The organism is Aquihabitans sp. McL0605, assembly GCF_049993875.1.
Taxonomy (GTDB): Bacteria; Actinomycetota; Acidimicrobiia; order Acidimicrobiales; family Iamiaceae; genus Aquihabitans.
Genome location: NZ_CP188252.1, coordinates 3,825,627 through 3,838,001, shown reverse-complemented (window position 1 = coordinate 3,838,001; position 12,375 = coordinate 3,825,627). Strand labels below are relative to the sequence as shown.

Sequence of the window (12,375 nt, the reverse complement as noted above, 5' to 3'; positions counted from 1 at the left end):
GCGGTTCGCTACCCGCTCGTCGAGGCACCGAGGAAGGTGACGGCGATGATCACGCCGTAGAACAAGATGACGAGCACCAGCAGCGCCGTCGACACCATGCCGAGGATCCGGCCGGCCTGCACCGGGCCGCGGTTGCTGTAGTAGCCGGGGCGGGCATCGATCTCCTTGATGGCGTGGTTGCCCATGATCCACGCCACCGGCCCCAGGATCTGGCAGCACGCGAAGCTCAAGATGCCCAGGACCAGCACGGTGCTGCCCTGCGGGTGCTCCTGCTGCTGCGGCGGGTACCAGCCGTAGCCGCTGGGCGCGTAGCCGGAACCGGGCGGCCCGTAGGCCGGCGGGGGCGGCCCGTAGCCGGGAGGCGCGGCCGGCGGCTGGTACCCACCGGGCTGGCCGGGAGGCGGACCGGCCGGAGGCGGCGAGGCGGGCCCCGGTGCCGGCGGCCACCCGGGCGGGCCGGCCGGAGGACCAGCAGGACCGGCCGGCGGAGGGCCCGGCGGCGGCGTCCAGGGACCGCCCGGCGGGGCGTCGTCGGGTGGTTCGTCGTCGCTCACGGGCCCCACTCCTCCCACCGACGCGCCGCGCGCCCGTCAGTGCCGCGGGACCCTACCGGCCGCCGGCTGGTCACGTGCTCGACGCGACGACGACCGCCATGATCACGCGGACCCCGATCATCACCACCCACAGGACCGACGAGACGATGCCGATGATCCGACCGGCCTGCACCGAGGAGCGATTCGTGTAGGCGCTCGGGTTGGCGTCGATCTCCTTCATGGCGCTGTTGCCCATCAGCCAGGCGATCAGGCCGAGGATCCCGCCGATGCACGCGCACAGCAGCGGGAGGCTCAAGATGCCGAGCACCAGGATCGTGGTGCCCTGCGGGTGCTCCCGGGGGCCGTACCCGTAGCCGCCGTAGGGCACGTAGCCGCTGGGCGCGTAGCCGCCACCCGGGGGCATCGCGCCCGGCGGGTAGCCCGGGCCCGCAGGACCGGGCGCGCCATACGCGGGAGGCGGGTACGCCGGAGGCACCGCCCCAGGAGCGCCGTACCCGGGAGAGCCGTAGGCCGGAGGCGGGTAGGCCGGAGGCGGGTAGGCCGGAGGGACGGCACCGGGAGGGCCGAAGCCGGGAGGTGCACCCGCGGGTGTCGGGGTGGAGCCCGGCGACGGATCGATCGGCGGCTGCCACGGGCCCGAGGGCGGATCCTCGGGGGGTTGCTGGTAGCTCACGGGGCCGGCTCCTGCCGTTGTGGGCGCTGCCGCGCGTCGGGGTTGGGCGGCGACCCTATCGGCCGCGGTCAGCCGGAGGTGACGGGCCGGGCCCGGGCCATCCGACCCCTGGCACGGCTCCGTACACCCAGCAGACCGCACCACACGCAAGGAGCCCGACGTGCGCATCGCCATCATCGGTTCGGGCATCTCGGGACTCGCCGCGGCCCACCACCTGCACCCTCGCCACGACATCACCGTGTTCGAGGCCGACGATCGGGTGGGGGGCCACGCCCACACCGTCTCCATGGCGCTCGACGACGGCACCTGGAACGTCGACACCGGGTTCATCGTCTACAACCAGCGCAACTACCCGGTCTTCTCCCGCCTCCTCTCGGAGCTGCGGGTGGCCACCCAGCCCAGCGACATGTCGCTCGCCATCAGAGACGAGCGCAACGGGCTGGAGTGGGGCACCAACACGGCTCGCCTGTTCTCCCAGCGGCGCAACGCCGTGCGGCCGAGCTTCGTGGGCATGGTCGGCGAGATCCTCCGCTGGAACCGGCTGGGCCAGCGCGTGCTGGCCGGGACGGTCGACGTCGACGAGCTGGCACCCGTCGGCGACGTGCTGCGCGACCGGAGGTTCTCCCGCCGCTTCTTCGAGTGGTACCTGGTGCCCTTGGCCGCCGCCGTGTGGTCCGCCGACCCGTCCACGGTCGACCGCTTCCCGATCGCCACCTTCTGCCGGTTCCTCAACAACCACGGGATGCTCTCGCTCGGCGACCAGCCGGCGTGGCGCACCGTCACCGGCGGCTCGCGCTCCTACGTCGATGCGCTCACCGCGCCCTTCGCTCGTCGGATCCGCACCGGGACGCCGGTGACCTCGATCGAGCGGGTGGGTGACGGGATCGAGGTCCGGACGAAGGCGAGCGACCGGCCGGAGCACTTCGACCGGGTGGTGCTCGCCACCCACTCCGACCAGGCCATCCGCCTCCTCGCCGACGCCGAGCCGGCGGAGAAGGAGATCGCCGGTGCCGTCCGGTACCAGCGCAACGTGGCCACCCTCCACACCGACCGGCGGATGCTGCCGGTCAACGAGCGGACCTGGGCCAGCTGGAACGTGCACGTGCTCGACGAGGCCCAGCGCCGGGTCACGATGACGTACCACATGAACCGGCTGCAGGCCCTGGCCTCGCGCCACCAGATCTGCGTCACCCTCAACCGCCACGACGACATCGATCCGACCCGCGTCCACGCCCGGATCGACTACGACCACCCCGTCTTCGACGCCGAGGCCATCATCGCCCAGCGCCGCCGCCACGAGCTCCAGGGCCGCGGCGGCCTGTACTGGGCGGGCGCGTGGTGGGGCTACGGGTTCCACGAGGACGGGGCGCGATCGGGCGCCGAGGTGGCCCAGCTGATCGAGGCGGGACGATGACCGCCCCGGTCCACAGCGCCCTGTACGAGGGCACGGTCCGCCACGCCCGGCTCGACGCCACGCCGCACGCGTTCACCTACCAGGTGCTCATGGCGTGGCTCGACCTCGACGAGCTGCCGGCCGCCCTCGACGCCCACCCGCTCTGGTCGGCCCGCCGCTGGGCACCGGTGTGCTTCCAGCGCCGCGACTTCCACGGCGACCCCGACCTGCCCCTCGACACGGCGGTCCGCGACACGGTGGAGCGGGAGCTGGGCCGGCGCCCCGAGGGCCCGATCCGGCTGCTCGCCCACCTCCGGACCTGGGGCTGGGCGTTCAACCCGATCGCCTTCTACTTCGTCCTCTCGCCCGACGGCTCCCAGGTCGACACGCTCCTCGCCGAGGTCACGAACACGCCGTGGCGCGAGCGCCACGCCTACGTGGTGCCGGTGAACGCCCCCGAGCTGGTCGAGCCCGTCCGGTTCCCCAAGGCGATGCACGTGTCGCCGTTCCTCGACCTCGACCTCGACCACTCGCTGGCCTTCACCCGGCCGGGCGCCGACCACCTCACGATCCGGATGGACGACTGGCGCGGCGACCACCGCGAGCTGGCCGCCACGCTGAGCCTGCGCCGCCTGCCGCTCGACCACCGGTCCATGGCCCGGACGCTCCGGCGCCACCCTCTGCCGGCCCAACGGGTCTCGGCCGGGATCTACCGGGAGGCGCTGAAGCTCCGGTGGAAGCAGGCGCCGTTCCGCCACCACCCGCAACCGGTCGGCCCCACCCGGTCCACCAGCTCGCATCCCCCCGAACCGATCACCACCACGACGAGGAGCATCTCGTGACCTCCATGCTGACCCCTTCGGGCCCCGACCTCGCCGAGGTGCCGCCGCCGCGCCTCCGGCTGGTCGACCGCCTCCCCGATCCGGCGGCCGGCGCCATCCGGCCCACGACCGTCCGGCCGGCTCCGGCCCGCACCACCCGGCTCGACACCGCCGCTCGCACGCTCCTCCTCCGCCTGCTGCAGGAGCTGCACGGCGGCCGGCTCACGATCGTCGAGCACGACGGCACCACCACCACCCACGGCGACCTGGGCCACCCCGATGGCCTCGACGTCACCGTGCGGCTCCACACCGCAGCGGTGTGGCGCGAGGTGGCGGGCAAGGGCTCGCGCGGCCTGGGCGAGTCGTACGTCGACGGCTGGTGGACCACCGATGACCTGGTGGGCCTGATGCGCCTGCTGGTCCGCAACCTCGACGGCCTCGACCGGCTCCGCAACCGGTGGACCAAGGTGAGCTCGCCCGTGGCCGACACCTGGCGCCGGCTGCGGCCCCCGAGCAAGCGGCGCGACCGCCGCGAGATCGCCGCCCACTACGACCTGGGCAACGACTTCTTCGAGCTGTTCCTCGATCCGACGATGGCGTACTCGTGCGGGCTGTTCACCTCACCCGACGCCACCTTGGCCCAGGCGCAGGTCACCAAGTACGACCGGCTCCTGCGGTCGATCGACCTCCAGCCCGGCGAGCACCTGCTGGAGATCGGCACCGGATGGGGCGGCCTGGCCGTCCACGCCGCCCAGATCTTCGGCGCTCGCGTGACGACCACGACGATCAGCGTCGAGCAGCACCGCTACGCCACCGAGCTCGTCAACCTCTTGGGCCTCCAGGACCAGATCACCGTGCTCCTCGACGACTACCGCGACCTCACCGGCACCTACGACAAGCTGGTGTCCGTCGAGATGGTCGAGGCGGTCGACTGGCGGGACCACGACGCCTTCTTCGGCGCCTGCAACCGGCTGCTCGAGCCGGGAGGCCGCATGGCCATCCAGGCCATCACCGTGGCCGACAGCCGCTTCGCCCGCGTGCGCCACACCGAGGACTTCGTGAAGCGCCACATCTTCCCGGGCTCGTGCATCCCGTCGGTCGACGCCATCACCCGGTCGTGCTCGCGCTCCGGCGACTTCTGGCTCACCCGGCTCGACGAGTTCCCCCAGCACTACGCCGAGACGCTCCACCGCTGGGGCCAGGCCCTCGACGCCAACGCGGAGGAGGCGCGGACCCGCGGCTACGACGACGCCCTGCTGCGGCTGTGGGCGTTCTACCTGGCCTACTGCGAGGGGGCCTTCGCCGAGCGGTACGTCTCGCTCGTGCAGCTGGTCCTCGACCGGCCCGGTGCCGTCCCCACCACCCTGGAGGTCCGGCCGTGAGCGCACCGACGCCGCTGCCCACGCCCCTCTCGTTCCGCCTCCTCGACTGGGGCCTGGTCCCCCAACCGGTCCTGCGCGCCGTGTGCACCCTGCGGACCCGCCACCGCCTGGAGGTCGAGCGGGCGGGCTCGCTCGACGAGCAGACCGAGCGCACCCGCGCCCTGCGCGAGCGGCTCGGCAAGGGGGCCGTGGCCACCCACACGGCCGAGGCCAACCAGCAGCACTACGAGGTCCCCACCGAGTTCTTCCGCCACGTCCTCGGACCCAGGCGCAAGTACTCGTCGTGCTACTGGCCGACCGGCGTCGAGACGCTGGCCGACGCCGAGGACGCCATGCTCGGCCTCTACGCAGAGCGGGCGGGCCTGACCGACGGCCAGCGCATCCTGGAGCTCGGCTGCGGGTGGGGCTCGTTCTGCCTCTGGGCCGCCGAGCGCTGGCCGTCGTCGGAGATCGTCGCCGTCTCGAACTCCCGCACCCAGCGCCGGCACATCGAGGCCGAAGCGGCCGCCCGCGGCCTGGGGAACCTCACGGTCCTCACCGCCGACATCACCACCTTCGACCCGGCCGACCTGGGCGAGCCCGGCCCGTTCGACCGCATCGTGTCCATCGAGATGCTCGAGCACGTCAGCAACCACGAGCAACTGTTCGCCCGCATCGCCCGCTGGCTGGCCCCCGACGGCCGGTTCTTCGCCCACATCTTCACCGGCAACGACGTCGCGTTCGCGTACGACGCCGACGATCCCCGCGACTGGATGGGCCGGTACTTCTTCTCCGGCGGCCTGATGCCCAGCGACGACTGGTTCCTCCACCTCCAGTCCGACCTGGTGTGCACCGATCACTGGCAGCTCTCGGGCGAGCACTACGAGAAGACCGCGAACGCCTGGATCGACAACCACCGCGCCCACCGCAAGCAGATCCTGGCGGTGCTGGCTGCCGACGGCGGATCCCGCCACGCGCGGGTCTGGTACCGCCGGTGGACCGCGTTCTTCACGGGCTGCGCCCAGCTCTGGGGCTACCGGGACGGCCGCGACTTCGGGGTGAGCCACTACCTGTTCGAGCCCCGCCCCCACGAGTAGCGCGGCCGCCTACCCTTCGGCGCATGCCCGCCACCGACGACCGCCGCCTCGACCTCGTGCTCTTCGGGGCCACCAGCTTCGTGGGCCAGATCCTGGCCCGGCACCTGGTCGACCGCCATGGCACCGACGGCTCGCTGCGGTGGGCGATCGCCGGCCGCAGCGCCGCCAAGCTCGATCAGGTCGCGGCGGCCACCGGCGCCGACGTGGAGCGCATCGTGGTCGACGCCTCCGACGACGCCGCCCTGGCCGACCTGGCGTCGTCGACGCGGGTGGTCGTGTCCACGGTCGGCCCGTACGCGCTCTACGGGTCGCCGCTCGTCGCCGCCGTGGCCGCCGCCGGCACCGACTACTGCGACCTGACCGGCGAGCCGCAGTGGATGCGCAAGATGATCGATGCCCACAGCGCCGCCGCGGCAGCGTCGGGCGCCCGGATCGTGCACGCCTGCGGGTTCGACTCGATCCCCTCCGACCTCGGCGTGTGGTTCACGCAGCAGCGCGCCGCCGAGCGGTTCGACGAGCCCTGCACCCGCATCGACATGCGCGTCGAGACCATGAAGGGCGGGGCGAGCGGCGGCACCATCGCCTCGATGCTCAACCTGGTCGCCGAGGCGTCCGCCGACCCGGTGCTGCGCAAGGAGCTGGCCAACCCGTACCTCCTCGCCCCGCCCGACCTGCGCAGCGGTCCCGCCCAGCCCGACCTGAACCGCCCCACGAAGGACGACGCCGGGCGCTGGCTGGCGCCGTTCGTGATGGCCGGCGTCAACACCCGGGTGGTCCACCGCAGCCACGCCCTCCTCGGCCGGCCGTGGGGACCGGGCTTCCGCTACCGAGAGGCCATGGCCATGGGCGAGGGCCCCGTCGGCGCGGCCAAGGCATCGGGCCTGTCGGCGGGCGTCGTCACCATGCTCGGCCTCGGTGCGCTCGGCCCCACCCGCAAGCTGCTCGGCCGGGTGCTGCCCAAGCCCGGCGAGGGCCCGTCGCCGGCTGCTCAGGCCAAGGGCTCGTTCGACCTCCGCTTCACCGGCACCACCGCCGACGGGCGCACGATCGAGACGCAGGTGACCGGCGACCGCGACCCGGGCTACGGCAGCACCGCCAAGATGCTCGGCGAGACGGCGGTGGCCTTCTTGGACCTCGACCCGGCCGAGGTGCCCGGCGGGTTCTGGACCACCTCCACCGCGTTCGGCGACCGGCTGATCGAGCGCCTCGAGGCCCATGCCGGCCTCGGCTTCTCGGTGGTCAGCTAGGGACCGGCCCGGATCCCGCTAGGAGTCGGCGTCGGCGGGCTTGCCGCGGCGGGTCACCCGGCGCAGGCCGGGCACGGCGTTGATGGTGCCCACCACCGAGCCGCTGACCTGGGTGAGCAGGTCGTCCATCCGCTCGACGCGCTCGTCGAGGCGGACCACCACGTCGGACACCAGGGGCAGCGCCTGATCGAGGCCCGACGCGGTGGAGCTCAGCTCGCTGGCCAGCCCGTCGATCGACGTCTGGAGCAGGTCGAGGCGGCCGCTCACGTCGCTGACCGCATCGCGCACCTCGCCCAGGCTGGTGTCGAGCAGCTCGGTGAAGCGGTCGAGCGCGCCGATCAGCTCGGCCAGCTGGTCGGGCAGGACGGCGACGGTGCGCCGGGCGTTGGCCACCGTGGTGGGGAGCCGGGCGACCTCGCCGCCCAGCACCGCGCCCCACCCGAGCAGATCGGTCACCGAGGGCAGCCCCATGCTGCCCGCGGCCTGGTCGTCGTCGGTCCCGTCACCCATGCCGGGCAGTCTGGCCGAGGCTCAGCCCAGGCGCTCGATGATGGTGACGTTGGCCTGGCCGCCGCCCTCGCACATGGTCTGCATGCCGTAGCGGCCACCGGTCTGCTCGAGGTGGTTGAGCATGGTGGTCATCAGGCGGGCGCCGGTGGCGCCGAGCGGGTGGCCCAGAGCGATGGCGCCGCCGTTGGGGTTGACCTTGGCCATGTCGGGGCGGAGCTCCTTGGCCCACGCCAGCACGACCGACGCGAAGGCCTCGTTGATCTCGACGGTGTCGATGTCGTCCATCGTCAGGCCGGTCTTCTCGAGCGCGTACCGGGTGGCCGGGATGGGGGCGGTGAGCATGAAGATCGGGTCGTCGCCGCGCACGCTCATGTGGTGGATGCGGGCGCGGGGCGTGAGGTCGTGGTCCTTCACCGCCTGCTCGGAGGCGATGAGGATCGACGCCGAGGCATCGCTGATCTGGCTGGCGACGGCGGCGGTGAGGCGGCCGCCCTCGACCAGGGTGCGCAGCGAGCGGATCTTCTCGACGTTGGGCTCGCGCGGGCCCTCATCGAAGGTGAGGCCGTTGAGCGGGGCGATCTCGGCCTCGAACCGGCCGTCGGCCTGGGCCTTGAGGGCCCGGGTGTGCGACTCGATGGCGAAGTCCTCCATCTCCTCGCGGGAGAGGTCCCACTTCTCGGCGATCATCTCGGCGCCGGTGAACTGGCTCACCTCGTTGGGCCCGTAGCGCTCGACCCAGCCGGGCGAGGTGGTGAACGGGTCGGGGAAGCCCAGGTCGGTGGCACAGGTCATGGCCGAGCTGATCGGGATCTGGCTCATCTGCTGCACGCCGCCGGCGACGACGAGGTCGTTGACCCCGGCCATCACGGCCTGGGCGGCGAAGTGGACGGCCTGCTGGGCCGAGCCGCACTGGCGGTCGACGGTGGTGCCGGGCACGTGCTCGGGGCCACCGGCCACCAGCCAGCAGGTGCGGGCGATGTCGCCGGCCTGGCCGCCGACCGAGTCGACGTTGCCGAAGATGACGTCCTCGACAGCGCCCGGGTCGATGCCCGTGCGCTGCAGGAGGGCCTTGATGGAGGCGGCGCCGAGGTCGGCCGGGTGGACGCCGCTGAGCGATCCACCCCGCTTCCCGACTGGCGTGCGGATGGCGTCGACGATGTAGGCCTCAGGCATGGGCCCAAATCTAACGCCCCGTCAGAAAACCGCTCCAATGGCCATCGGCCGTCCGGGTGGGGACCGCTGGTAGCTTCACGCGCTCGGGCCTTCGGGACCGCGGGAACCGACACCAAGGAGCGGGGCATGTTCAAGGTCACCTCCACGCGCAGGCGCGTGGCATCGATCGCGGTGGCTGCGGCCGCCACCATCGCCGTCTGCGGGATCGGGTCCGGCCCGGCCTCGGCCGACACGCCCCCGAGCGGCCGGCTCATCGTCCTCCCCACGGCGCCCGGTCCGTCCACCATGATCCGCGACCACGCTGCCTCCACCCTCGCCATCGGGTCCGGGGCCGAGGCCTTCGCCGGCACGTTCTCGTCGGCCACGGGCGCCGATCTGCTCGTGTACTCGCCTGGTGCCGGCACCGACTACATCGCCCACATGTCGAACTCGATCCCGGCCACGGCCACGTTCACCACGTTCACCGTCACCAACAGCTACATCCCGGTCATCGGCGACTTCGACGGCAACGGCATCGACGACATCCTCTGGTACGCACCCGGGAGCGGCGCCGACAAGCTGTGGCTGTTCACCGGCGCCACCGCCCACACGTCGGTCGCCGTCTCCATCAGCGGCAGCTACCGGCCCACCGTGCTCGACGCCGACGGCGACAGCCGCGACGACATCCTCTGGTACAGCTCGTCGGGCGCCGACTCGCTGTGGCTGTTCGGCAGCGGCGCCACCAGCCACGTCAGCAAGGCCATCACCGCCGGCCCCGGCTACCAGATCGTCGCCGGCCACTTCGGCCTCCCCGCCGCCGGCCAGCCCCAGGACCGCGTGGTCTTCTACAACCCCAGCGGCAACGACTACTTCTGGACCTTCGACACCCACGGGAACCACACGTCGGCGCTGCTCCCGGCCATCGACGGCAGCTACAAGCTGCTCCCCGGCCAGTTCTTCGAGGAGACCTACGGCGGCCTGGTGTTCTACGGCCCCGGCTCGCTCCCCGAGAAGGAGTGGGCGTTCGGCCCCGGGCCCGGTGGCGACGTCGCCCCCGAGGACGACATCCCGGCCATCGCGGGCACCTACACCACCCAGGTCGGCGACTTCGACGGCAACGGCTTCACCGACATCGCCTTCACGAGCGGCACCACCACCACGGTGTGGAACTTCACCGACTCCGGGTCGCACACCCAGAACGTGTTCACCGGGCTGCCGTCGGGGGCGCTCGTCCGGCCCGTCACCCAGCACTGAGCCGGTCCCAACCTGGTCCCACCAGGGCGAACGGGCCTCCAGGCCCATGACGCCGCGATGGTCCTTCGGTAGGGTTCGGCGCCGCCGGACACCTCCCCAGCCGGTGCCCAACCCTAGAGACGGAGCTCGGGCATGATCCGATCCAACAAGCACCACCCCCTCGCGATGGCGGCCGCGGCCCTGGTGGCCACCATGGCGATCATCGGGCTGGCCACCACGCCGGCCGGGGCCGACCCGGTCGACAGCGACACCCTGGTGTTCGTGCCCTACAACGGCCAGACGTTCACCATCTGGCGCAACGGCAACATCTCCCAGCCCACCTACGGCACCACCCAGCAGACCTTCCCGGGCGTCTTCGACGGCAACCCCGGCACCGACCTGTTCCTGTACAACCCGGGGTCGGGCGCCGACGGCATCTTGCACATCACCCCCTCGGGCTCGTCGTTCACCAGCTCGTTCAAGGCCACCCCCGTCAGCGGCACCTACACCCCGCTCGTGGGCGACTTCGACGGCAACGCCATCGACGACATCTTCTGGTACGCCCCGGGCGCCGCCGCCGACTCGCTCTGGCTGTTCAAGGCGAACGGCACCCACATCACCAAGTCGGTGTCGGTGAGCGGCACCTACCGACCGCTGGCCATCAACACCGATGGCGACGGCTACACCGACATCATCTGGTACGCCCCGGGCTCGGCCGCCGACTCCATCTGGCGCTTCGGCCCCAACGGGAACCACACCACCAAGGCGCTCAGCATCGCAGGCGACTACCAGCTGATCCCGGGCTACTTCGGCCTCGCCCCCGAGGGGTCCCCGCAGCGACGGATCATCTTCTTCAACAAGGCCGGCGCCGACTCCATCTGGACGTTCGACTCGGTGGCCAACCACATCTCGGAGCCGCTGCCCAACATCGACGGCTCGTTCCAGCCGGTGGTGGGCAACTTCCTCGACAAGCTCAACGACTCGGTGCTCTTCTACCGGCCGGGCACCGCGTCGGAGCGCTTCATCACGTTCGACGACGACGGCAACCTCGAGCAGCTCGAGCCCCCCACCGTGAAGGGCACGTACGACCACACCGTCGGCGACTTCGACGGCAACGGCTACGCCGACATCGCGTGGAGCTCTGGCGGCAAGGCCACCCTGTGGAAGTTCAACGGCGGCGGCTACAGCCAGGCCACCATCACCACGAACACCACCAACACCACCGCCGCCGTGGTGAAGAGCTTCCTGTACTCGAACTGAGTCAGATGCCGAGCGCCGTCGCCACCCGGCGACGGTGCCAGGCGGCATCGCCCCAGCTGCGGCTGAGCGCCTCGGCCCGCTTCAGGTAGAGGTGGAGGTCGTACTCCACCGTGTAGCCGATGGCGCCGTGGCACTGGAGGGCCTGCGCCGCGGTGAACCGGGCCGCGTCCGACGCCAGCGCCTTGGCGGTGGACACCGTACGGCTGGCGGTCGGTGCGCCGGTGCTCAGCTCCCACGCCGCGGCGTAGACCGCCGGGGCGGCGAAGCGGAGCTTCATGGCGGCGTCGGCCAGGTGGTGCTTGACGGCCTGCTGGGTGCCGATGGCGACGCCGAACTGCTTGCGCTCGATGGCGTAGGCCACGGTGAGGTCGAGCATGCGGCGCCCGAGGCCGACGAGCTGCGCGGCGGTGGCCAGGGCCCCACGGTCGAAGGCCCGCGCCGCCGCTCCCTCGTCGCCGAGGCCGCCATCGGCCTTCCACATCCCGAGCTGGACCACGCGCCGCCCGCCGTCGACGGCGTCGGCCAGGGTCCGGCGGTGCTCGTCGGTGTCACCCACCGCGACGCCCCGGTCGATCCGCATCGCCTGCCACTGCGGGCGCTGGCCGAGGCTCACCAGGTAGGTGACGGCGTCGCCCCACGGGACGAGCGCGGAGTTGAGCGGCACCACGCCCGCCTGGCGGGAGCCGTCGAGCAGCTCGGCCAGCACGCCGTGGGGATCGTCGGTGTCGTCGAGCAGCGGGGCCACCACGCAGGCGGTCTCCACGAACGGGTGCGGCAAGGCGGCGTAGCCCGTCTCCTCGGCCAGCAGGACCCAGTCGACCTCGGCCAGGCCCAGGCCACCGTTGGCCTCGGACACGCCGATGCCGAGCACGCCCATCTCGGCCAGGTCGGCCCAGACCTTGGTCACCTGGCCGGCGTCGGCCCGCGACCCTTCGCCCTTGCGGGCGCCGTGGTCGTCGGTGCCGTCGGGCCAGGCGGCGCGCACCACCTCGGGCGCGCACTCCTTGGCCAACAGGTCGCGCACGGCGTCGCGGAAGTCGAGCTGATCATCGGTGAAGGCGAAGCGCATCGTCT

The 12,375-nt window shown here is 72.3% G+C and carries 12 protein-coding genes; 7 read left to right on the top strand and 5 right to left on the bottom strand.

The window, feature by feature from the left end; translation table 11 throughout:
- Positions 1–8: 8 nt before the first annotated feature.
- Positions 9–554 (bottom strand): hypothetical protein, encoded by a 546-nt coding sequence (locus ACPPVX_RS17750; protein WP_426571908.1) that lies wholly within the window; start codon positions 552–554, stop codon positions 9–11.
- 70 nt (positions 555–624) lie between these two features.
- Positions 625–957 carry a DUF4190 domain-containing protein gene (locus tag ACPPVX_RS17745; RefSeq protein ID WP_426571907.1) on the bottom strand — a complete coding sequence of 111 codons (333 nt, stop codon included), beginning with the start codon at positions 955–957 and terminating at the stop codon, positions 625–627.
- A 430-nt stretch (positions 958–1,387) separates the two neighbouring features.
- Between ACPPVX_RS17745 and ACPPVX_RS17740 the strand changes: the two genes are divergently transcribed.
- The 5 genes from ACPPVX_RS17740 to ACPPVX_RS17720 are packed head-to-tail and all read left to right on the top strand — an operon-like array spanning position 1,388 to position 7,146.
- Positions 1,388–2,641: an NAD(P)/FAD-dependent oxidoreductase gene (locus ACPPVX_RS17740; protein ID WP_426571906.1), complete on the top strand. Its 1,254-nt coding sequence runs from the start codon at positions 1,388–1,390 to the stop codon at positions 2,639–2,641.
- On the top strand, positions 2,638–3,462 hold the full coding sequence (locus tag ACPPVX_RS17735; RefSeq protein ID WP_426571905.1) for a DUF1365 domain-containing protein: 825 nt from the start codon (positions 2,638–2,640) through the stop codon (positions 3,460–3,462). Before ACPPVX_RS17740 ends, ACPPVX_RS17735 begins: the two co-directional genes overlap by 4 nt.
- 5 nt (positions 3,463–3,467) lie before the next feature.
- Positions 3,468–4,823: a class I SAM-dependent methyltransferase gene (locus tag ACPPVX_RS17730; RefSeq protein WP_426575050.1), complete on the top strand. Its 1,356-nt coding sequence runs from the start codon at positions 3,468–3,470 to the stop codon at positions 4,821–4,823.
- Complete coding sequence (locus tag ACPPVX_RS17725; protein WP_426571904.1) at positions 4,820–5,899, top strand: SAM-dependent methyltransferase; 1,080 nt, start codon at positions 4,820–4,822, stop codon at positions 5,897–5,899. Before ACPPVX_RS17730 ends, ACPPVX_RS17725 begins: the two co-directional genes overlap by 4 nt.
- A gap of 23 nt (positions 5,900–5,922) precedes the next feature.
- Positions 5,923–7,146, top strand: a complete 1,224-nt coding sequence (locus ACPPVX_RS17720) for a saccharopine dehydrogenase family protein (RefSeq protein WP_426571903.1) — start codon at positions 5,923–5,925, stop codon at positions 7,144–7,146.
- Positions 7,147–7,164: 18 nt separating this feature from the next.
- Here ACPPVX_RS17720 and ACPPVX_RS17715 read toward each other — a convergent pair whose 3' ends face one another.
- Both ACPPVX_RS17715 and ACPPVX_RS17710 read right to left on the bottom strand, forming a co-directional pair.
- A complete protein-coding gene (locus ACPPVX_RS17715; RefSeq protein WP_426571902.1) occupies positions 7,165–7,656 on the bottom strand; it encodes a hypothetical protein in 492 nt (163 codons plus the stop codon).
- A 21-nt stretch (positions 7,657–7,677) separates the two neighbouring features.
- Positions 7,678–8,829: an acetyl-CoA C-acetyltransferase gene (locus tag ACPPVX_RS17710; RefSeq protein ID WP_426571901.1), complete on the bottom strand. Its 1,152-nt coding sequence runs from the start codon at positions 8,827–8,829 to the stop codon at positions 7,678–7,680.
- A gap of 126 nt (positions 8,830–8,955) precedes the next feature.
- On the opposite strand from ACPPVX_RS17710, the gene ACPPVX_RS17705 reads away from it, so the two are divergent.
- Positions 8,956–10,062 carry an FG-GAP repeat domain-containing protein gene (locus ACPPVX_RS17705; RefSeq protein ID WP_426571900.1) on the top strand — a complete coding sequence of 369 codons (1,107 nt, stop codon included), beginning with the start codon at positions 8,956–8,958 and terminating at the stop codon, positions 10,060–10,062.
- Between the two features lie 132 nt (positions 10,063–10,194).
- Positions 10,195–11,301 carry a hypothetical protein gene (locus ACPPVX_RS17700; RefSeq protein WP_426571899.1) on the top strand — a complete coding sequence of 369 codons (1,107 nt, stop codon included), beginning with the start codon at positions 10,195–10,197 and terminating at the stop codon, positions 11,299–11,301.
- A 1-nt stretch (position 11,302) separates the two neighbouring features.
- Here the strand turns inward: ACPPVX_RS17700 and ACPPVX_RS17695 are convergent, their stop codons facing one another.
- On the bottom strand, positions 11,303–12,370 hold the full coding sequence (locus ACPPVX_RS17695) for an acyl-CoA dehydrogenase family protein (RefSeq protein WP_426571898.1): 1,068 nt from the start codon (positions 12,368–12,370) through the stop codon (positions 11,303–11,305).
- Positions 12,371–12,375: the final 5 nt, after the last annotated feature.